Origin of the sequence: Leisingera aquaemixtae, assembly GCF_019801145.1 — a bacterium.
In the GTDB taxonomy this organism is placed as follows: Bacteria; Pseudomonadota; Alphaproteobacteria; order Rhodobacterales; family Rhodobacteraceae; genus Leisingera; species Leisingera aquaemixtae_A.
In genome coordinates this window covers 1-19,444 of record NZ_JAHVJQ010000010.1, presented here as the reverse complement: position 1 = coordinate 19,444, position 19,444 = coordinate 1, and the positions used below count along the sequence as shown (strand labels likewise).

The following is a 19,444-nucleotide window of genomic DNA, read 5'->3' as shown; positions in this document are numbered from 1 at the left end:
CCTGAAGACGCCGCACCCGCTCCCCGCCGGGTGCGGCGTTCAGAATTACCCTGGCCGCCTTTGTGGCAAGGGTCGCCTCTCACGCACCTCCGAACCGGTCCGGCCCGAACACGCTGAGGCCGGCGTCCTGCGGCCGCCCGGCAATGGCATCCGCCACCAGCCGACCGGTGGTGGCGGCCAGCGTCAGCCCCAGCTGGCCGTGGCCGGTGGCAAATGACACGTTGGCCAGCTTGCCGGTCCTTCCGATGACCGGGCGGGTGTCGGGGGTGAACGGGCGGCGGCCCATGCGCCGGGCACGTTTTTCCGCCTGCAGCCCCGGCAGCACCCTGTGCGCGCGGCTGACCAGCACATCTGCCCGGTGCCAGTCGGGCGCGGCGGAAAGGCCCGCAAACTCCACCGTGCCGGCCACCGCCAGCTCTTTCTCATAGGGCGTGATGCCGAACCCGCCCGCTGGGTAGAACACCGTGTGTTTCAGATCCACCCCCGCATCCTGCAGGCCGGTCGAATAGCCGATCAGGCCTTCCAGCTGCAGCGGGATGCCCAGCTGCCGGGCCAGGCCCCTGGACCGGGTGCCTGCCGCAATCACCACCTCGTCGGCGGGCAGCAGCCGCCCGTCCGCCGCCCGGACGGCGGTGACCCGCGCGCCGTCGCGCTGAAACCCTTCGCAGGCCAGCGGCAGCACCGTGCCGCCGCGCTGCGCAAACACCTGCATCAGCCTTTCCACCAGCCGCTTGGGATCGGTCACAAAGCTCCAGTCCCGCAGCACCGCGGCATATTTGAAATCGCCGGCGATGGCGGGCTCCATCTCCTGCGCCTCCCGGCCGCTGATCTCGTCGATGGTGCAGCCCAGCTCCCGCGCGAGGCCAAAGGCCGCGCCCATGGTCGCCTTGTCGCGCTCGTCATCGAACAGCTTGATCACCGGCCGCTCCACCAGCAGCTCCGGGGCGCCGGCATCCGCCAGCTGCGCCTTGACATCGGCGGTGGCGGCAAAGGTCAGCCGGGCCAGGTCGGCAGCAATCGCCCGCATCCGCGACGGCAGCGAGTTGGCGGCAAAGCGGGCGAACCAGGGCAGCAGCCCCGGCGCGCTGGCCGGGCGCAGCGACAGCGGCGCCTCCGGGTCCAGCAGCCAGCCCGGCACCTTCATCAGCATGCCCGGCTGCGACAGCGGCACGATCTCCCCCACCGCGATGCAGCCGCAGGACGCCCGGCTTGCGCCCTCGCCAACTGGTCCGGGCTCCAGCACGGTGACGCTGTGCCCGTCCGCCTGCAGCGCCAGCGCGCAGGAGATGCCGGCCACGCCGCCGCCGGCAATCACCACCCGTTTCATGCGGGACTTGCCAAGGCGTCAAGCTGCGCCAGCAGCTCGGTGCTGACCGCAACCCCGTCCGCCTCTGCCGCCGCGCGTTTCTTCAGCCGCCCGTCGCCCGGCACCCGGGCCGCGCCGTTGCCCTCGATCTCGGCGCAGATCCGGGTGACATAATCGCCGAATGCCGCATTGCCGAACCGCTCCGGGTCGATCGCGATCAGGGTGGCGCCGCCCTTGATGTTGAGCGCGCCGAAGGTTTCCCGCTCCTGGTTGTCGACCGACAGCGTGCCGCCCGCCAGGGCCGCGCCCAGAACCTCGATCATGAAGGCAATCGCCGCGCCCTTGTGCTCGCCAAACGGCAGCAGGCTGCGGGTTTCCAGGATCGCTTCGGGGTCGGTGCTGGGGTTGCCCGCCGGATCCAGCCCGGCAGGCCGCGGCAGCTCGTGGCCCTCGGCGGCGGCCATGCGGATATCCATCAGCGCCACCATCGAAGCCGCCTGGTCCCAGACCACCGGCGCCCCACCCTCGCGCGGGCAGGCAAAGGACATCGGGTTGGTGCCGAACACCGGGCGCACGCCGCCCTGCGGCACCACCATCGACAAAGAGTTGATCACCGCCAGCGCCACCAGCCCGGCCTCGGCCAGCGGCTCGGTGTCAAACCGCAGGCCGCCCAGGTGGTGGCAGTTGGCGCAGGTAAAGGCGGCAATGCCGTTTTCCCGCGCCAGCGCGATCAGCTCCTGCCGCGCCGCGGCGGCGGCAATCTGGTAATAGCCGTTGCCGCCATCGCCGCGCAGCACGCCCGGCGCGATCTTCTCGATCTTCGGGACGGCGGCGCCATTGGCATAGCCGGAGGTGAAGCTCTGCGCATATACCGGCAGCATTCGCAGCCCGTGGCTGCGCGGGCCGTCGCGTTCCGAGCAGGTGACGATCTCCGCGATCAGATCGCTGCCCGCCGCATCCATGCCCGCGGACACAAGGACGGATTTGGCCAATGCCCGCACTTCGGCGAGTGAGAGCGTTTTTGTCGAAGCTGTGGTCATGGGGTCAAATCCTGTCCTTGTGCCGGGTCAAAGGGGCGCCTTGGCGCCCGCAGTGTCAGGCTTGGTACAATGCGCGTTTCTTGGCAACAAATTCATCCAGCGCACCGCGCTGATCGTCCGGCATCGGCGGCTGCACATAGCTATCCAGCATCCGCCGCGCCGCCTCGCGGCCGGTGATCTCCGCGGTCTTGGCGCCTTCCGCCTCCCATTGCTCGAAACTGTCGTTGTTCTGCAGCGGGTTCATGTGCATCGGGTTCTCGCGGGTATGATCGGTGCCCAGGAAATGGCCGCCGGGGCCGATCGCCTCGATGTCGCCCAGCAGCGCATCCAGGTTCTCTTCCCGCAGGCCGCTGAAGAAGCGGTGGAAGTTCTCCAGCTGCAGCGTGTCCTGCACCCATTTCGCATAAGAGACCCCCAGCGCGCCCTCCAGGAAACCGGCCGAGTGCACGATATAGTTGGCACCGCCCAGAAGCACCGGCCACATGGTGTTGGCGGTGTCGAAACCCGCCTGCATGTCCGGCGATTTCGACCCGGTCCACATGGTGCAGGTCCGCCAGGGCACGCCGTAGAACCGCGCCATCTGCCCCACCAGCAGGTTCATCAGCCCCGGCTCGGGCGAGCCCATCATCGGCGCGCCGGTCTTCATCGACACCCCCATGATCGCCACCCCCAGCACCATCGGCGCGCCGCGGCGGATGATCTGGCTGTAGGCCATGCCCGCCAGGCTTTCGGCAATCAGCAGCGCCACGCCGCCTTGCGGGCTGGCCGGGGCCGAGGCGCCCGCCAGCACAAAGGGCGACAGCAGGCAGGGCTGGTTCGCCGATGCATAGACCCGCAAGGACTGCAGCATGGTTTCATCCCAGACCAGCGGCGTGTTGCAGTTCAAAAGCGCGGCCAGAACAGCATTGCTGTCCACGAACTCCTCGCCAAAGACGATGCGCACCATCTCCACCGTGTCATGCGCCGCCTGCTCCGACTGCACCGCGCCCTTGATCGGCTTGTCGGTCAGCGTCAGCGCCGCGTGCACCAGCTCCAGATGGCGCAACGGCACCGGCACATCCTGCGGCTCCACCGGCAGGATGCCCGGCACCATCATCGACTGGCTCATCTGGCTCATCTTGAAGAAGTTATGCGCATCCTCCAGCGCCGACGGCCGCCGCCGACCCTCCAGATCATAGACAAAAGGCGCGCCATAGGCATTGGCAAAGACCGAATGCCGGTTGCCCACCCGCAGCGAGCGCTCCGGGTTGCGGGCGGCATACCCCCATTCCGACGGCACCGAGGCGATCAGCTCCATCAGCATGTCCCGCCCGATGCGGACCCGTTCGCCCTGCACATCGGCACCGGCCCGTTTCCAGTCCGCCAGCGCCACCGGATCGCGGAACACGATGCCGGTGGTCTCCAGGATCGTCATCGCCGCATTGTGGATCTTCTCCACCCCTTCCGGACCCAGCAGATCAATCGGTCCGACCTGGCGGTTCAGCGCAGGCAGGTAGACCGGGGCTGGGTTGGTGCGGGCCTGGACGCGCGCAGCACGGCCGCCCCGGGCGCCGCGCGGCGCCCGTGTTTTCAGTTCCGTCATGTTCAGCTCCTTCAGGTGCCGGGATCAGGCCCGGGCGCGTGCGCTGGTTGGGTCGACGGCGCAGATGCCGATCACCTCGGCCTCGCGCATCTCGTTGTGGACCATCACCTGCAGCGATGTGCCCTCGGCGGTGAACTCCTGCGGCACGAGCGCCATCGCGATGTCATGGTTGCAGTAGTAGGAGAACCCGCCCGAAGTCACCCGGCCGATGAGCGTCCCGTCCTTGTAGACGCCCTCATCCGCCAGCACCGAGGTGTCGCAGAACGGCAGCTTCAGGGTGACCAGCGTGCTGTAGCCGCCCGCCTCCTTCTGCCGCAGCAGCGCCTCGCGGCCGATGAACTGCCGCCCCTCCAGCGCCACGAAGCGGTCCAGCCCGGCCTCGAACGGGGTCATGTCCTTGCAGATCTCGCGGTTGATCGCGCGGTAGGACTTCTCCAGCCGCATCGATTCCAGCGCCTCCAGGCCAAAGGGTTTGACGCCCGCTTTCAGCAGCAGATCAACCAGATGGCGGTTGTAGCCGGCCGGATGATGCAGCTCCCAGCCCAGCTCGCCGGTGTAGCTCACGCGCAGCAGATGAACGCCCTTGGCATAACCCACTTCGCCCATCTGCGCCGTCAGCCAGGGGAAAGCCTCGTTCGACAGATCATTGTCGGTCAGCTTCTGCAGGATCTCGCGCGATTTCGGCCCTGCCAGCGCAATCACCCCTAGCTTTTCCGAGATATCCTCCATCACGACCGAACCGTCATCCGGCATGAGGCGCGAAAGGTAATCCCAGTTGTAGACCTGCCCGTTCGGGGTGGAGACCAAGTAGAAGTCGTTCTCGCCATAACGGACGATGGTGTATTCGCCCTCCATGCCGCCCTGCGGGTTCAGCGCCACCGCCAGCGTCATCCGCCCAACCTTGGGCAGCTTGTTGGCCATGATCCCGTCCAGCCATTTGGCCGCCCCCGGGCCGCGCACGGTGAACTTGGTCATCGGCGACATCTCGATGAAGCCCGCCTCCTCGCGGGTGACGCGCACCTCTTCCTGCACCAGCTCCATATGGCTGGTGCGGCGGAAGCTGTGCTCGGGGACCGCCTCTTCCGGCGATCTGGCAAACCAGCGCGGGAATTCATAGCCGTTGAAGGTGGTCCAGACCGCGCCCTGCGCTGTCAGCAGGTCATAGGACGGCATCGTCTTCATCGGCCGGGCGCCGGGGAAATCCTCGCCCGGAACATGGGCGTTCATATGGGTGCCCCAGGTCTCGCGCACCTTGTCCATGGTCCAGCGCTTGGCGGCATAGTCGCCGAACCGGCGCGGGTCGATCTCGGACATGTCGATGCCCGGGTGGCCGTCAACGATCCAGCGCGCCAGCCGCTCGCCCATGATGCCGCCCCACAGGATGCCGCCCGGCACGCCCTCGGCCAGCCACAGGTTCTCGTGCCCCGGCGCCGGACCGCACAGCGGCAGCTCGTCCGGGGTCATCTGGAACGGCCCGCGGGTGTTGGCCTTGATGCCCACCTCGCCCAGGGCAGGCACCCGCTCCAGCGCCCGCTCCCACTGGGTTTCCACCGCCTCGAAATCCTCCGGCAGCAGGTCGGCGCCGAAATCGGGCGGCACCCGGTCCTCGGCAAACAGCTTCAGGTCCTTTTCGAACTCATAGGGGCCGAACTGGAAGCCGCCCACATCCTCGCGCAGGTAGGCGCCGTAATCCTCGTCGCGCAGGATCGGGAACTCCGGCAGGCCCGCGGCGCGGCGCTCTTTCAGCAGCGGCACGGTTTCGGTGGTCCAGTACTGGTGCACGATCGGGATGCAGGGCAGGTCCAGCCCCACCCGGCGGGCGTTCTCGCGGGCATAGTTGCCGGTGGCAAAGATCAGATGCTCGCAGGTGATCTCTCCCTTGCTGGTGGTCACCTTCCAGTGGCCGTTGTCCAGCTTCTCATACCCCTGCGCCTCGGTGTTCTGATAGACGGTCGCGCCCTGGTCGCGGGCCAGCTTGGCCAGCCCCATGGTGATGTCGGCCGGGTTCACATAGCCGTCCTGGTCATGCAGGATGCCGCCGCGGATGTTCTCGCTCTGCGCCAGCAGCGGGTGGATCTCCTTGATCTCCTCCGGCGTCACCAGGCGGCAGGGCACGCCCGCGGCCTCGGCGATGGAGATATAGGACTGGAACTCGTCCCAGCGCTTCTGGCTGTTGGCCACCCGCAGCTGGCCGACCTGGCGCAGCCCGACAGAGGTGCCCAGCTTCTTCTCCACCTCGCCGTAGATGCGGATGGTTTCCATCGTCATCTTGGAGATGTTGTGCGAGCGCACGAAGGTCACCAAGAGGCCCGCCGCGTGCCAGGTGGAACCCGAGGTCAGCGTGGTGCGCTCCAGCATCACCGCGTCGCTGCAGCCGTGCTGGGTCAGGCCATAGAGGATCGAGGCCCCGACACAGCCGCCGCCAACGACAACCACCTTGGCATGTGACTTCATAACGCAACTCCTTCTTGCGGGCTGGCAGGCGGCGGCGGCAGGGCATTCCGGCCCGGGGACCCGCATGCGGCGCCTGCTGTGAATCTGGCTGCATTCTGGCGCCCCCGCCGCATCCGGCAATTGCAAAAATTCTCATCCTGGCTTAGCTGAATTAACCCAAGCCCCGGAAAACCTCCGGATTGCCTGCGGATTCCCCGACCAAAGGATCAAACCACTTTGCCCAGCCGCCCCTACGACCTGCCCCGGATGAGCTCTCTGGACAGCTTCGAGGCCGCCGCCCGCAACACCAGCTTCAAACAGGCCGCGGCGGAGCTGAACGTGACCCCGGCTGCGGTCAGCCACCAGATCAAGGCGCTGGAGCGCGAGCTGGGCTGCAGCCTGTTCCACCGCTTCCACCGCGGCGTCGAGCTGACCGAAAGCGGCGCCTATCTGCTGGTGGCGATCCAGCGCGGCTTCGAAGGAATCAGCGACGCGTTCGAACAGCTTAGGGCGCAGCACGGCCGCAGCTCGGTGACGATCCGCTCGACCACGGCGGTCAGCTCCCTGTGGCTGACCCCGCGGCTGGCGCATTTCTGGCGCAGCTACGAGCATATCTCGGTGGCCCAGATCGTCAGCGACACCGGCAAGGACGCCGGCGGCTGCGACCTCAGCCTGCATTACGGCGACATGTCCCGCGACAGCGGCGAATGCCGGGCGCTGTTCCACGACCGGATCATGGCGCTCGGCAGCCCGCGGTTTTCCGCCCGGCACCGGATCCGCAGCGTCGCCGACCTCGCTTCGGTTCCCCTCATCCATCTGGAGGCCATCGACACCGGCTGGACCGACTGGCACGCCTGGGCGCGGGCGCTGGGATACTCCGGACCGCTGAAATCCGCCCACCGGGTCAACAACTATGTCATTGCCCTGCAGGCCGCCCAGGACGACATGGGCGCGGTGCTGGGCTGGGAGGGGCTGACGGTGGACCTGGTCGACGCGGGCAAGCTGGTCAAGCTGCTGCCGCAGACCGTCGAAGCGCCCCTGGATTTCTACGTCAAGCTGCACAATCAGACGTCCGACAGGGCCAGGCTGGTGTTCAACTGGCTGGCCGGGCGCTGACGCCGCCGCCCTTGGGCGCAATGCCGCCCAGCCCGGCCCCGCGCCGCAGGCCGCGCTTGCGGGCCCGGCCGCTTTGCCTGTAACTCGCGCCATGCCTGCAAAGATTTTTTCGATGGAGGCGCGGGAAGACGGCAGTGCCCGGCTCGCGCTGAACTACAAGCACGCCGGCCGCAGCGGCATCCAGCGGATTTCCTGCGACCTGCCGCAGGCCGGCCTTCTGCAGCTGGTGCTGTTTGCCGAGGCGCTCAGCCTGCGCAAGCGCTTCGGGCAGCCGGCCGCGTCCGATGTGGCAATCGACGGGCTGACGCTGTCCTTTGACCCGGCGCAGCCGGACCTGCATGTAGTGCGGCAGGCGGGGTACTCCAGCCAGGCCGCCCGGCTTCCGCTGGCGGCGTTCCACTCCGCAATGGCAGAGATGACGGATCTCTGCATTGCCCGCGCCGAGGCGTCCAAACACGGCCCCGCCCTCAAGCATCTGCTGGCCGAATGCCCGCCCCCGGCCGCGCTGGCGGCGCAGCTGGGCCAGGACGAAGGCGATCTGGCGATGCACCAGCTGCGCGAAATCGCCCTGCTGCTGCTGGCCCAGGACGCCGCCGCCCGCGGCTCCGCGCTGGCCCGCAAGCTGCGCGGCAAGAAATCCCAGGATCAGGCCCGGGCGGCGGTCAGCAGCCTGCTGCAGGCGCTTGCAGCGGAGCTTGCGCCGATGCCGGCCTAGCCGCGCGCCACCGGGTCCGTCCCGCCCGGCGGATCGACAGAATCGCGCCGTGACGGTATCGTGACCCCGCAGCGCCATGCCGGACTGCCAGGCCGGACTGCCATGGCAGCGGTACTTGTTCAGCACGGGACCCGGCCCTGCGCCCCGTGCGGCCATGCCTGACAGGAAACGTTCCGATGACGCAGCAAACCCCGGTCCCCAGCCAGCCAGCCGGCCCCGCCAGCCTGCGCATCGGCGCCATGGAGTTCGGCGCCGGCGAGCCGGCGCTGCACAGCTTCCGCACGGCCCTCCAAAGCGTCCCGGCCAACAGGATCCTGCTGCATGACGGCGATGACAGCGGCAAGATCATCGTCGTCGCCGAAGGCTGGCTTGCCACCTCGAAATCCTCTCTCAGCGGCGAGGTGCAGCTGATCGACTTCCTGCTGCCGGGGGATGTTGCCGATCCGACCTCCGCCGACGGCAAAACCGCCGGGCTCAGCATCGAGGCGGTGACGGATGCAAAGGTCTGTGTGATCCCCCTGCCCGCCTGGCACAGCATGCTCGCAGCCTCTCCGCAGCTGGCGCGGGCCCATGAGCACGTCCAGGCCGCCGAGCGCAGCCGCCTGTCAGAGCGGATGCTGCGGCTGGGCCGCGGCAGCGCCGAAAGCCGGATCGCCTATGCGCTGATAGAGCTATGCCTTCGGCTGAAACCGCTGGGCCTGTCGGAAAACTGCGCCTTCCATCTGCCCCTGACCCAGCGCCATATCGGCGATTTCACCGGCCTCACCGCGGTGCATGTCTGCCGCACCCTGCGCCGTTTTGTCAGAAACGGCCTGGTGGAAACCGCTGATCATATGGACATCCGGATCAACGACCTCAGCGCCTTGGCCGAGGTTGCCGGCGCCGAGCCGGAGCGCCTCGCCGCCGAGATCACCCCGGCAGCGGATTGATGATTCCGCGCCGCTAGCGGTACTCGGCAATCTCTCCCAGCGCCTCCCCGGCAAGCTGCTCCGACGCATGCACCGCAATGTCGCTGACCGACAGCAGACCTGCTAGATGCCCCGCGTCATCCAGCACCGGCAGGCGGCGCACCTGGTGGTCGCCCATCAGCGCCGCCGCGGCCTCGATGGTGTCCTCCGCCCGGCAGCAGACCGCGCCGGGGGTCATGACGGCAGCAATCGGCAATTCCTTCAGCCCGCGCTCCTGCCCGGCCAGCGCCAGCACCAAATCCCGGTCGGTGAGAATGCCGACAACCCGCTCCTCCTCGACAACCGGCAGCACGCCGATGCCAAGGCTGTGCATCAGCTCCACCGCGCTGGCGGCGCTGTCCTGCGGGCTGGCGCAGCGCGCAGGCACGGTCATGATCTCTTGTACAAGCATGGGCCTTTCCTTTCTGGACCGCCCCCGGCCTGAACCTGCCTTGCCGCCTGCCGGCTGATTGCGCCAAGGGCTTCTCCTAGCTTCCTCCGAATTCGGCTGAGTCGCTACCCTTCCAGCCTCGGACAGCGCCGCCGCTGCCGCATTAACCGGCATCAACGCCCCGCCACCGCCCCCCGCAGCGGCCCTTGACGGGTATTAAACCCGGCCGCAGCGGAATCTGCTATAAATGAACGGCATCCGGGGAGGAGACCCGCCATGAGCTACAAGACCATTCTTGCCTGCCTGACATCGGAGTTTGCCGCAGCGCACCTGCTGCCCGCGGCCTGCGGCCTGGCGCAGCGGTTCGGCGCCCATCTGACCGGCCTGCACACGCGCGAGGCTTTCGTGCCTTACTCCGGCATCGCCATCGCCGCCGACGAGATCACCATCGGGGATTTCAGCAGCCGGGTGCGCGAGGAGGACCAGAAGATCGAACAGCTGTTCCGGGCGGCAACGGGCCGGGCCGGCTGCACCGCGGAATGGCGCTCGCAGGCCGCCCGCTCGCCGGAGGCCGCGGATGAGCTGCGGGAATCCGCCACCCGCTCCGACCTGACGGTGGCGCTGTTTCCGGACCCGCAGCGCGAACGCTTCGACCAGCGCGGCTTCCAGAAGGACCTGGTGGTGCACAGCGGCCGCCCGCTGCTGCTGCTGCCGGACGACTGGGGCGAAAAACCCGTCGGCACCCGCGTTCTTGCCGCCTGGAAACCCAGCCGCGAGGCCGCCCGCGCCCTGCACGACGGGCTGCCGTTCCTGCAAACCGCCGCATTTGCAGAGATCGTCACCATCGAGGAGCCGCCACAGCAGGCCGCGGACTTCTCCACCGAGGGGCACGAGATCGCCCGCCTGCTGTCCCGCCACGGGGTGGCGGCGGAGGTGCGCCAGATCCAGGACGGCGAACACCCGGCCGGCACCCGCCTGCTGATGGAGGCGGCCGGCCAGCAATGCGACCTGCTGATCATGGGCGGCTACGGCCATTCCCGGCTGCACCGGCTGATCTTCGGCGATGCTTCCGAACACATCCTGCACGAGGCCCGGATCCCGGTGCTGATGTCCGGCTGACCAGAGCCGCAACAGGGCCGCAGCCGGGCGCCCTGCCCGGCTCAGGCCATCTCGCGCAGGCTCAGACCGGTTCGGACTCTGCCGGTTTCACGGCTTTCCGGGTGATCTTCACCGCTTCGCCGGCGGCTTCCTCCACCGCCTCGGCTTCGGTCTCGCTGGCATAGCTGGCGCAGCGCGACATCATGCCCAGCCACTCCCGGCCGTCTTCGGCGATGCGCTCCGCCGAATGGCGCTGCCACTCGGAAAAGGCCTCGATCGCCCCGGTTGGCCCGATCAGGTCGCCCGACACCGCGGTCCGGGCCGCATCCAGCGCCGTGCGCGCCGCCTCGTGCCGCCGCTGGAACCAGTGGCGGGTGAATTCCTCCGCTTCATCCAGCAGCTTCTCCTGAACATCCCAGAACTGCTCAACCTGCGGCCGGAACACCGGGTTGAACAGCATGGCGCTCTGCAACGGCTTCAGCGCCTCCGCAAACAGCCCCTGGGTCCTGTCTGTTGCTTTCCCAGCCATCTCTTGCACCTCCTTGCAGCGGGTTTCCTCTCTGCGCGAGTCTGCCATCCCCGCGGCCCGTCCGCCTTAATGAAAATCAAACCCGGGACTTGATTTCCGCAGCAGGCCCCGCGCCCGGCGGATCTCCGCTGAAGGCGCCGCGGCTTCAGCCGCCGGTCTGGAGGATCAGCGGGCAGCGCGCGGCGTCCTGGAGGCGGGCCGCGGGCGGCAGATCCGCAAGCGGCGCCGCAACGATCACCGCGGCCGGGTTCATCTGCTCCAGCTGCCGCAGCAGCGCCTCCGGCAGGGCGCAGAACCGGGTCTCCACACCGCCCTCCCACTGCCCCGCAGGCGGCGGCTCCGCCCCCGCGGCGCAGGCCACCAGCGCCACCAGCGGCTTACCGGTCTTGCGCGCCAGCCGCAGCGCATAGTCCGGCACCCCCTGGCCTTCCGCCAGGATCACCGCAATGCAGCCCGCCGACCGCAGGATCGGCTTGAACCCGAGGACCAGGATGTCGCCGGCCTGCGAGACCCGGCGCAGCTCTTCCTGCACATGGCCCTCCGCCTCCCGGAAAGAGCTTTGCAGCGCCGCCGCCGCCGCCCGCGCCGACAGCAGCCCCTTGAACCGCCGCGCATCCGCCTGGAAGGCCTTGGCCAGGGCCGCCCCGGTCAGCCCGGTCTCCCGCTGCCCCGAATAGGACACCACCCTTGAATGGGCATAGCCCGCCGCCAGGACCGCGGTTTCGCGGACAAACACCGCCTGCAGCTCCGCTCCCAGCTGCCGCGCCAGCTCCATCGCCAGCACCAGCGCCGCCTCCGCATCCGGATAGCAGCTGGCGCCCAGGATCACCCGGGCGCGCCCCGCGCCCCCTGCCCTGCCCGTCTCACGCTGCATGGCCGCCTCCCTCTTTGCCAAAGGACCGGCGGATGTCGGCAAAGCCCTGCAGCCGGTCCTCCACCAGCCGGTTCAGGCTGCCCTCCGGGAACAGCCCGCTGCTGCCGCGTACCCCGGCCTCCAGCCCCGTCAGCACTTCGATGCCATCGCTGACCGTGCGCATCGGGCAGACATGGAACCGCCCCGCCGCCACCGCGTCCACCACCCGCTGGCGCAGGTTCAGGTGGCGCAGGTTGGCGGCCGGGATCAGCACCCCCTGGCGCCCGGTCAGGCCGCGGCCGGCGCAGACGTCAAAGAAGCCCTCGATCTTCTGGTTAACCCCGCCGATCGCCTGGATATCGCCGAACTGGTTGACCGATCCGGTGATCGCAAAGGACTGGTCCAACGGCACCTCCGCCAGCGACGACAGCAGCGCGATCAGCTCCGCCGCCGAGGCGCTGTCGCCCTCCACCCCGCCATAGCTCTGCTCGAACACCAGGCTGGCCCACAAAGACAGCGGCGCGCTGGTGGCATAGGCGGCCGCCAGGTAGCCCTGCAGGATCAGCATCCCCTTGGAATGGACCGGCCCGCCCAGTTCAGTTTCGCGTTCGATGTCCACCAGCTTGCCGGAACCCGGCCGGGTGCGCGCCGTCAGCCGCGAAGGCCTGCCGAAACTGTAATCGCCGATCTGCAGCACCGTCAGGGCGTTGATCTGGCCAATGCGCGCGCCCTCGGTGTCGATCAGCACCGTCCCCTGCCGGATCGTCTCCAGGCCCAGCTCCCGCACCCGCCCCGCCCGGCGCTCCTTCTCCGCCGCCGCGGTCTCGATATGGGCGGCGCCTATATGGGCCGCGCCCGCGCGCCCGGCCCGGAAATCCGCCTCCCGCAGCAGGTCCGACAGGCGGCTGAAGTTCAAGGTCAGCCGCTCCGCATCGCCGGCCATCCGCAGGCTCTCCAGCAGCATCCGCTCCACCGCCGCCCGGTCCAGCGCCCGGGCGCCCGCACGCCGCGCCAGCCCGGCGATCATCTGCGCATAGCCGTCCGCCGACGCCCCCTCCTGCAGCCGCAGGTCATCGTCGAAATCCGCCTCCAGCTTGAACAGCTGCAGGAAATCCGGGTCCAGCGCCGACAACAGGTAGTAATGCATCCGCTCGCCGATCAGCACCACCCGCACGCTCAAGGGCACCGGGTCCGGCTCCAGCGACACCGTGGACACCAGGCTCAGCCGCTCGCCGGGCGAATAGATCGGGATCTCCCCGGTCCGCAGGCAGCGCTTCAGTGCATCCCAGGCCAGCGGCTCGCTCAGCACCTGGCGCGCATCCAGCACCAGATAGCCGCCGTTGGCACGGTGCAGGGCGCCCGGCCGGATCATCGTGAAATTGGTGACCAGCGCCCCCATTTCAGCGGCGTATTCGATCCGCCCGATCAGATTGGCCAGCGTCGGCAGCTCTTCCTTGACCACCGGCGCCCCCGCGCCGCTGCTGCCGTTGGCAACCATCACGTTGACCCGGTAGCGCTGGAACTGGGGCAGCTCGAACCGCTTGCTGGTGGCGACCGGAAACGGCCCGGCCTCCTCCTCGCCTTCCCCGATCAGGAACAGCTCGGCATTCTCGATCAGATCGCGGCGCACCGCCTCCAGGTAGCGCGCCACCGCCGCCTCCCCGGCAAACCCCTCCTGCACTTCGCGGATCGCCTCATCGACCCCGCGCGAGGCCAGCTGGTAATTCAGCTGCTCCACCTGCCGCCGGTGCTCTTTCTCGCGCTTCGGCACCGCCTGCAGCGCCTCCGACATCCGCTGCTGAATACGCTCGATCGCCGCCTCCAGCGCCGCCCGCTCCTCTTCGCCAAGCGCGTCGAACTGCTCCTGGGTCAGCACCTTGCCGTCGCGCAATCCCGCAAAACTGAAGCCGACCGGCGTGCGCATGATGGCAACCCCCGCCGTGCGGGCGTCCTCAAACACCTCGGCCATCTCGCTTTCATGCGCGGCCGAGAAATCCTCCTCGATGGTGCGGCGCCGAGTCTGGTAATCCTCCGATTCAAACAGCGCCGGGATCTGGCTGGCTAGGTCGTCCACCAGCGTTTCCATCATCTTGCGCAGACGGCAGGCGGACCCGGCAGGCAGCCGGATCGCCACCGGCTTGTGCGGCACCTCGAAGTTGTTGACATAAACCCAGTCGCAGGCCACCGGCCGGTCCTGCGCGACCTCGGCCAGGATCGACTGGGCCAGCGCATGGCGGCCGCTGCCGGGCTGGCCCAGGACAAAGACATTGAAATCCTCATGTCCTGCCAGCGCCCCCATCCGGATCGCATCCACCGCCCGGTCCTGCCCCAGCCAGCCGGGATCGCCGTCCAACTCGTCCGTCAACGCGAAATTCAGCCCCTCAGATGGCAGCACAGGCCGCAGCTGCGCCGGTTCCAACTCGTTAAGCTTTTGTTTTTCAACCATTTTACCCTCTCAATATCAGGGAACCAGCACCGCGGCGCCCTGCAAACGGCCCTGCCGCATGTCCGCAAGCGCCTGATTGGCCTCTTCCAGCGCGTATCTGCGGCCCTGGGTGGCAATACCGGCCTCAGCCGCCAGCGGCAGGAACTCTTCGCCGTCCTGCCGGGTCAGATTGGCCACCGACAGGATATGCCGCTCGCCCCACAGGTCGGCATAGGGAAAGCCCGGAATGTCACTCATGTGAATGCCGCCGCAAACCACCCTGCCGCCCTTGCGCACCGCCTTCAGGGCCACAGGCACCAGGCCGCCCACCGGCGCAAAGAGAATGGCCGCGTCCAGCGCCTCCAGCGGCCTCTCATCAGAGCCGCCCGCCCAAACCGCGCCCAGGCTGCGGGCAAACTCCTGCGCCGCGGTGTCTCCGGGCCGGGTCAGCGCAAACACCTTGCGGCCCTGCCAGACCGCCAGCTGGGTCAGGATATGCGCCGCCGCCCCAAAGCCGTAAAGGCCGAGACTGGCAGCCTCGCCCGCCATCCGGTAGCTGCGGTAGCCGATCAGCCCGGCGCACAGCAGCGGCGCCAGCTGCACCGGGCCGGCATCCCCGTCGAGCCGGAACACATAGCGCCCGTCGGCCAGGCAGAATTCGGCAAAGCCGCCGTTGCGGGTATAGCCGGTGAACACCGGCGCATCGCAGAGGTTCTCCTGCGCCTTCCAGCAATAGCGGCAGCGGCGGCAGGTGGCGCCCAGCCAGGGCACGCCCACCCGCTGGCCGGTCTCCAGCCCCTCCACCTTGCTGCCCGCCGCGACGATGCGGCCGACAACCTCATGCCCCGGGATCAGCGGCACCGCCGCCTCGGTCAGGTCGCCATCAGCGATATGGAGATCGGTGCGGCACACGCCGCAGGCCTCGACCCGGATCAGCACGTCCCAAGGCCCCGGGTCCGGCCGGGCAATGTGCTCCAGCCGGAGCGGCTCACCTGCTTTGCGGAACACCATGGCACGCATCTTGCGACTCCCGTGGTTCAGCATACCCCAAACCCGCGCCCCCCGGGTTGATCCTGATCACCCAGGGGGCCGCCGCCGCCGCTACACCCGCAGCCCCCACCAGCTCCTGGCGGTGAAGGCTTCGCGCATCCAGGGGCTGAGGCCGATACACAGGATTACGATTGAAAACAGGCACCAGACAGCGGGCATCTCGTTCGGGTTGCTGGTCAGCGTCCAGGCCAGCACTGGACCGGTAAAAAGGTGCATCATCACAAACCGCCACGCCCCATAGGCCAGCGGCAGCAGGAACACCGCCGCCATATAGGCCGGAAAGCCGGACTGCAGCCCCAGTGCAGTGTCCAGCGGCACCAGCAGGCCGTTGTAGGGCACATTCCAGGCGATATGCCAAGTCCCCGATACGGTGCACAGAACCTCGGCGCACAGCGGCGCCCCAGCCGCACAGCTGCCCAGTGCAGGCACCGGCAGAAGCTGCAGCAGCATGACCCCCGCCGCCCCGAAGCTGAGGCCCAGCACCCACCGCCTGCAGCGCGCCCGAACGGCGGCCGGCACCAGCTCCAGCGCAAAGGCGTTGATCAGGACGGGCTGAAAGGCGATGTGCAGATAAGACAACAGCGTGACCCCCTTGTTCGCCGCTGCACTGCAGTCATCGGCGGTCAGGTATCCGGCCAGCTGCAGGACCTCCATGGCCGTGAAATAGCCAAGCACTCCCCAGACGGCCAAGGGCTGGCCCTGGCGCCGGCAGACCACCGCTGCGGCCATTCCCGCAACTGCCATCCCGGCAGAGGCTTCTGCGCTCCAGCACATCCGCTAGACGTCTTCGAACGACGCCAGCCGCCGCAGCATCTCGTCCCGTTCCGCCAGCAGGTCCAGTACCAGCGCAATCCCGGCGGCATTGACCCCCAGATCCCGGTTCAGGCGCCGCGCCTTCTTGGCGCGGGCAATGCTGATGCTATGGAACCGCCAGTTCTGGATTGAGGCTCCTTCGGGCTCCAGAACCCCGTGCTCCACCAGTTCGATAACCCAGTTCCTGTCAGCGTGGCAGAACCGGCACAGCTCCTCCAGGGTCAGGCTGACGATGACGGTGCTCTTGGCCCTTGCAGGTTTCATGCGTCTATCCTCCGATACCGGCGCGCGGGTTGAATGGCACCTCCCGGGCCATCCGCTCAAAGACCCGGCGCGCCTCCTCTGTCGTCACCTTGGGGTTCACGATCCTGAGCGTTGCGAAGATGTCTCCGGCAGGGGTTCCCGGCAGCCCCTTTCCCTTCAGGCGCAGCTTCTGGCCGCTGCGGGCATTGGCCGGGATGGTCAGCGCGACCTTGCCATCCGGCGTCGGCATCATCACCTTGCCGCCCAGTGCCGCTTCCCAGGGCGCGACCGGCAGGTCGAGATACAGATCCCGGCCAACCGCCCGGTAGACAGGGTGGGGGGCAAAGCTGACTTCCAGGAACAGATCCCCCGGCAGGCCGCCACCGGGCGGCGCCATCCCCTGTCCAGCCAGCCGGATGTGCTGCCCCTCAGTGATCCCCTTGGGAACCTGCACCATGATGCTGCGCTCCTGCAGCTGGATGGAGCCATCCGTCCCGACCTGCGGCATCCTAAGGGTCAGGACACGGGCGGCACCGCTGTAGGCGTCCGCGATGTCGAGCTGAAGGCGCGCGTGCTGGTCGGCGCTCCGGGCGCCCGCTGCCGCGCCAAAGGGCTGCCCTTGGCGCCGGAACAAGGTTTCAAAGAAATCGCTGAACACCTCTGCGTCTTCGGGGCTGCCGCCGGTGAACTCAAAACCGCCTTCCCATCCCGGAGGCGGCCGGAATCCGTCCTGCGCGCCGGCCTCCGGTTTGCCCAGCTGGTCATAGGCCGCGCGGCGTTCCGGGTCTTTCAGCACCTCATAAGCTTCGTTCACATCCTTGAATTTCGCCTCGGCCTCTGCCGTGGCATTGATATCCGGGTGGTACTTACGCGCAAGCTTGCGATAGGCCCGCTTGATCTCTTCCGCCTCTGCTGTCGGAGCAATGCCGAGAATCTTGTAATAGTCCCTGTACTTCATGGCGCAGCTTTCCCTGAACTATTGCCGCAACAGTGTGACACGCCAGGCGGGGATGCGGATTGATCGGGATCATGCCGTCCTTTCTTCGGCGGGGTCCGTTGCATTAACGGCAGAGGGCTGTGTTTGTTGTCGGCTTTTCCTGGACGGTGCGATCGAACACGCGCCCCTTGGTCGTTCTCCGTTCGATGCCTGGGTCCGGCGCTCATCGAGAGCCCGTTCTTCCGTCCTATCTGGGCAACCACCTCGTCATCAGAATATGCCGGCTAGAGCGACACGCACCACGATTACATCATGTTCAACAACCGCCGTCTGCTTGAGCCTATCGGGAACATTCCGCCGGCAGAAGCAAAGGCCGTTTTTTACGCCGCTCTGGAACTCGAGGACATTGCCGCTTAGCAAACTGAAATCAGCCTCCGGCAAAAGCAATGCGGTTCAAGGCGGTTGGAACGATGGCTGCGACTAACGACGTGGCATCCAAATATGGGAACTGGCTAATGGCATCAGCGAGCGACCTGCCGAGGGGGGCTACCTCATGCCTGCAGGCCGCTCTTTCCCACCCCGGAAAATCTGGGATCTCGGAAGTATCGAGCAGCTGGTTTTTCTGTCCATTATAGCGGCGCGATGCGGCTGATTGGCCAAAATCTGGAACAGGCACCGGAGTTCTGTTGAGTTGGAGTTCAGTGCTTCAACGCTTCGAACGGGATGGTTTCATTGATCAGACGCCCACGGGCACTGATATGGGATCTCGAGCACAATGCTCCAATTGTCTGCCGGCCTGAGGCGGAGGCGCCCACTTTGCGGGCGCAAAATGCACAGCTTGAGGAAAATCATAACTTGATGCCTGAGGCTGGAGTAGCCGCCCCATTTGCGTAATCTTGCTCTGCCAACGTTCTTGTGACGGCCCATGTAAGGAGTGAGAAGGATGACTGAACCGAAACCTGATATTGTCGAATTACTAAGAAACCGCTCGCTTCTTACCAACGTGGCTGGCGGCTCGCCGCTGGACGATCCTCATCTTACAGGCGAAGCCGCCGATGAGATCGAGAAATTGCGGGCCGCACTTGCTGTTGTACGCCGAGAACTTGACCTTTTGACGAGTGATGACCCGGTATTGCGAGCAGATGCGCGGAGTATTGTTGAGGCGGCAATCAAGGAAGCATAAAGGACACGCGATCCGCAAAAAAAGGAGCAGTGACCATGCAAGGAAGCGGAGGGCGGCTTTGCATGTTAAGTCCCTGGCATTCAGCCGGAAAACTCTAAATCACCGAAAGACAGGCGCACTCGGCCTTATGATTGACACGCTGGGTTGTGCTTCCCTGCACGAGGGCTCCAAGCGAGCCCAATCCGCGGCGGCCGGTGACGATCAGATCAGCTCCGCAGGCCTTTGCGCAACTGATGATACTATCAGCGGGATCACCGGTTTCCAGATGTGTTTCAGCAATGGCTTGATTGCAGGATTCTGCAACAGAGCGCCCCGCATTGAGGATCTTTTCTCCGGCGGTCCGCACGTCCTCCGCGGATGGCATTGTTGTGGCCGCATGATAGCCCGCAACTGCCCCCAGTGCGAATGCAACCGTTTGAGGTTGCGGCGTGTGCACGAGGTGAACGTCTGACCTATATTTCTGAGCCAGATCACATGCCACTCGCAGTGCGTTTTCCGACGCTTCAGAGCCATCCAGCCCAACAACAATTCTTTGAAACATTTTCACCTCCTATGAACGGTAAACGGCTGATCCGTCGAAGCGGAGTCATTCCTCCGCGGGAATGGAATTCGGATTGCCAGATGCAGCAAACGCACGGTGATCATTCCGTGCCCGCCCCCTGGGTTTGCACCGATTGCAGATAGACGATCAGATTGCCCAGGGCCCGCGGGACCATCATCGGCTGGCCGCTTGGCAGCGCCATGGCAACATACTGATCCTCGTCCAGCGACGGGCCGAACACC

Annotated in this window: 18 protein-coding genes; 5 read left to right on the top strand and 13 right to left on the bottom strand. The window is 67.0% G+C overall.

Annotated elements, in window-relative coordinates; genetic code table 11:
• Positions 1-79: 79 nt before the first annotated feature.
• The 4 genes from KUW17_RS19070 to KUW17_RS19055 are packed head-to-tail and all read right to left on the bottom strand — an operon-like array spanning position 80 to position 6,382.
• Positions 80-1,327 (bottom strand): NAD(P)/FAD-dependent oxidoreductase, encoded by a 1,248-nt coding sequence (locus KUW17_RS19070; protein WP_222481897.1) that lies wholly within the window; start codon positions 1,325-1,327, stop codon positions 80-82.
• Entirely contained in the window at positions 1,324-2,346 is a 1,023-nt protein-coding gene (locus KUW17_RS19065; protein WP_222481896.1) for an Ldh family oxidoreductase, read from the bottom strand. The genes KUW17_RS19070 and KUW17_RS19065 overlap by 4 nt, the downstream gene beginning before the upstream one ends.
• A 55-nt stretch (positions 2,347-2,401) precedes the next feature.
• On the bottom strand, positions 2,402-3,928 hold the full coding sequence (locus KUW17_RS19060) for a trimethylamine methyltransferase family protein (protein WP_222481895.1): 1,527 nt from the start codon (positions 3,926-3,928) through the stop codon (positions 2,402-2,404).
• A 24-nt stretch (positions 3,929-3,952) separates the two neighbouring features.
• Positions 3,953-6,382, bottom strand: coding sequence for an FAD-dependent oxidoreductase (locus KUW17_RS19055; RefSeq protein WP_222481894.1), 2,430 nt, complete (start codon positions 6,380-6,382; stop codon positions 3,953-3,955).
• A gap of 246 nt (positions 6,383-6,628) precedes the next feature.
• Here KUW17_RS19055 and KUW17_RS19050 point away from each other — a divergent pair, with 246 nt between their 5' ends.
• The 3 genes from KUW17_RS19050 (at position 6,629) to KUW17_RS19040 (ending at position 9,121) form a co-directional block, all read left to right on the top strand.
• On the top strand, positions 6,629-7,477 hold the full coding sequence (locus KUW17_RS19050; RefSeq protein ID WP_261397287.1) for a LysR family transcriptional regulator: 849 nt from the start codon (positions 6,629-6,631) through the stop codon (positions 7,475-7,477).
• A 91-nt stretch (positions 7,478-7,568) separates the two neighbouring features.
• Entirely contained in the window at positions 7,569-8,192 is a 624-nt protein-coding gene (locus KUW17_RS19045) for a hypothetical protein (protein ID WP_222481892.1), read from the top strand.
• Between the two features lie 176 nt (positions 8,193-8,368).
• Positions 8,369-9,121: a Crp/Fnr family transcriptional regulator gene (locus KUW17_RS19040; protein ID WP_222481891.1), complete on the top strand. Its 753-nt coding sequence runs from the start codon at positions 8,369-8,371 to the stop codon at positions 9,119-9,121.
• Positions 9,122-9,134: 13 nt separating this feature from the next.
• Here KUW17_RS19040 and KUW17_RS19035 read toward each other — a convergent pair whose 3' ends face one another.
• On the bottom strand, positions 9,135-9,551 hold the full coding sequence (locus tag KUW17_RS19035; protein WP_222481890.1) for a CBS domain-containing protein: 417 nt from the start codon (positions 9,549-9,551) through the stop codon (positions 9,135-9,137).
• A gap of 255 nt (positions 9,552-9,806) precedes the next feature.
• On the opposite strand from KUW17_RS19035, the gene KUW17_RS19030 reads away from it, so the two are divergent.
• Positions 9,807-10,649, top strand: coding sequence for a universal stress protein (locus tag KUW17_RS19030; protein WP_222481889.1), 843 nt, complete (start codon positions 9,807-9,809; stop codon positions 10,647-10,649).
• A gap of 61 nt (positions 10,650-10,710) precedes the next feature.
• Here KUW17_RS19030 and KUW17_RS19025 read toward each other — a convergent pair whose 3' ends face one another.
• The 7 genes from KUW17_RS19025 to KUW17_RS18995 all read right to left on the bottom strand — a co-directional run bounded on the left by KUW17_RS19025 (position 10,711) and on the right by KUW17_RS18995 (position 17,499).
• Positions 10,711-11,157, bottom strand: a complete 447-nt coding sequence (locus tag KUW17_RS19025) for a hypothetical protein (protein ID WP_222481888.1) — start codon at positions 11,155-11,157, stop codon at positions 10,711-10,713.
• A 145-nt stretch (positions 11,158-11,302) separates the two neighbouring features.
• Complete coding sequence (locus tag KUW17_RS19020) at positions 11,303-12,031, bottom strand: hypothetical protein (RefSeq protein WP_222481887.1); 729 nt, start codon at positions 12,029-12,031, stop codon at positions 11,303-11,305.
• Entirely contained in the window at positions 12,021-14,456 is a 2,436-nt protein-coding gene (locus tag KUW17_RS19015; protein WP_222481886.1) for a Lon protease family protein, read from the bottom strand. Before KUW17_RS19015 ends, KUW17_RS19020 begins: the two co-directional genes overlap by 11 nt.
• A gap of 15 nt (positions 14,457-14,471) precedes the next feature.
• Positions 14,472-15,455, bottom strand: coding sequence for a zinc-dependent alcohol dehydrogenase family protein (locus KUW17_RS19010; RefSeq protein ID WP_222481885.1), 984 nt, complete (start codon positions 15,453-15,455; stop codon positions 14,472-14,474).
• An 81-nt stretch (positions 15,456-15,536) separates the two neighbouring features.
• Positions 15,537-16,229 (bottom strand): DUF5765 domain-containing protein, encoded by a 693-nt coding sequence (locus KUW17_RS19005; protein ID WP_261397286.1) that lies wholly within the window; start codon positions 16,227-16,229, stop codon positions 15,537-15,539.
• Between the two features lie 33 nt (positions 16,230-16,262).
• Complete coding sequence (locus KUW17_RS19000) at positions 16,263-16,562, bottom strand: chaperone modulator CbpM (protein WP_222481883.1); 300 nt, start codon at positions 16,560-16,562, stop codon at positions 16,263-16,265.
• Between the two features lie 4 nt (positions 16,563-16,566).
• On the bottom strand, positions 16,567-17,499 hold the full coding sequence (locus KUW17_RS18995) for a DnaJ C-terminal domain-containing protein (RefSeq protein WP_222481882.1): 933 nt from the start codon (positions 17,497-17,499) through the stop codon (positions 16,567-16,569).
• A gap of 922 nt (positions 17,500-18,421) precedes the next feature.
• Here KUW17_RS18995 and KUW17_RS18990 point away from each other — a divergent pair.
• Positions 18,422-18,661, top strand: coding sequence for a hypothetical protein (locus tag KUW17_RS18990; RefSeq protein WP_222481881.1), 240 nt, complete (start codon positions 18,422-18,424; stop codon positions 18,659-18,661).
• Between the two features lie 94 nt (positions 18,662-18,755).
• Here KUW17_RS18990 and KUW17_RS18985 read toward each other — a convergent pair whose 3' ends face one another.
• Positions 18,756-19,202 (bottom strand): universal stress protein, encoded by a 447-nt coding sequence (locus tag KUW17_RS18985; RefSeq protein ID WP_222481880.1) that lies wholly within the window; start codon positions 19,200-19,202, stop codon positions 18,756-18,758.
• Between the last annotated feature and the right edge of the window lie 242 nt (positions 19,203-19,444).

Excerpts from the sequence above, each read along its gene's own strand:
- KUW17_RS19070 (WP_222481897.1), bottom strand. The coding sequence starts at position 1,327 with ATGAAACGGGTGGTGATTGCCGGCGGCGGCGTGGCCGGCATCTCCTGC.
- KUW17_RS19045 (WP_222481892.1), top strand. The coding sequence starts at position 7,569 with ATGCCTGCAAAGATTTTTTCGATGGAGGCGCGGGAAGACGGCAGTGCC.
- KUW17_RS18990 (WP_222481881.1), top strand. The coding sequence starts at position 18,422 with ATGACTGAACCGAAACCTGATATTGTCGAATTACTAAGAAACCGCTCG.
- KUW17_RS18985 (WP_222481880.1), bottom strand. The coding sequence starts at position 19,202 with ATGTTTCAAAGAATTGTTGTTGGGCTGGATGGCTCTGAAGCGTCGGAA.
- KUW17_RS19025 (WP_222481888.1), bottom strand. The coding sequence starts at position 11,157 with ATGGCTGGGAAAGCAACAGACAGGACCCAGGGGCTGTTTGCGGAGGCG.
- KUW17_RS19005 (WP_261397286.1), bottom strand. The coding sequence starts at position 16,229 with ATGGCAGTTGCGGGAATGGCCGCAGCGGTGGTCTGCCGGCGCCAGGGC.
- KUW17_RS19015 (WP_222481886.1), bottom strand. The coding sequence starts at position 14,456 with ATGGTTGAAAAACAAAAGCTTAACGAGTTGGAACCGGCGCAGCTGCGG.
- KUW17_RS19000 (WP_222481883.1), bottom strand. The coding sequence starts at position 16,562 with ATGAAACCTGCAAGGGCCAAGAGCACCGTCATCGTCAGCCTGACCCTG.
- KUW17_RS19055 (WP_222481894.1), bottom strand. The coding sequence starts at position 6,382 with ATGAAGTCACATGCCAAGGTGGTTGTCGTTGGCGGCGGCTGTGTCGGG.
- KUW17_RS19040 (WP_222481891.1), top strand. The coding sequence starts at position 8,369 with ATGACGCAGCAAACCCCGGTCCCCAGCCAGCCAGCCGGCCCCGCCAGC.
- KUW17_RS18995 (WP_222481882.1), bottom strand. The coding sequence starts at position 17,499 with ATGAAGTACAGGGACTATTACAAGATTCTCGGCATTGCTCCGACAGCA.
- KUW17_RS19035 (WP_222481890.1), bottom strand. The coding sequence starts at position 9,551 with ATGCTTGTACAAGAGATCATGACCGTGCCTGCGCGCTGCGCCAGCCCG.
- KUW17_RS19050 (WP_261397287.1), top strand. The coding sequence starts at position 6,629 with ATGAGCTCTCTGGACAGCTTCGAGGCCGCCGCCCGCAACACCAGCTTC.
- KUW17_RS19030 (WP_222481889.1), top strand. The coding sequence starts at position 9,807 with ATGAGCTACAAGACCATTCTTGCCTGCCTGACATCGGAGTTTGCCGCA.
- KUW17_RS19010 (WP_222481885.1), bottom strand. The coding sequence starts at position 15,455 with ATGCGTGCCATGGTGTTCCGCAAAGCAGGTGAGCCGCTCCGGCTGGAG.
- KUW17_RS19065 (WP_222481896.1), bottom strand. The coding sequence starts at position 2,346 with ATGACCACAGCTTCGACAAAAACGCTCTCACTCGCCGAAGTGCGGGCA.
- KUW17_RS19020 (WP_222481887.1), bottom strand. The coding sequence starts at position 12,031 with ATGCAGCGTGAGACGGGCAGGGCAGGGGGCGCGGGGCGCGCCCGGGTG.
- KUW17_RS19060 (WP_222481895.1), bottom strand. The coding sequence starts at position 3,928 with ATGACGGAACTGAAAACACGGGCGCCGCGCGGCGCCCGGGGCGGCCGT.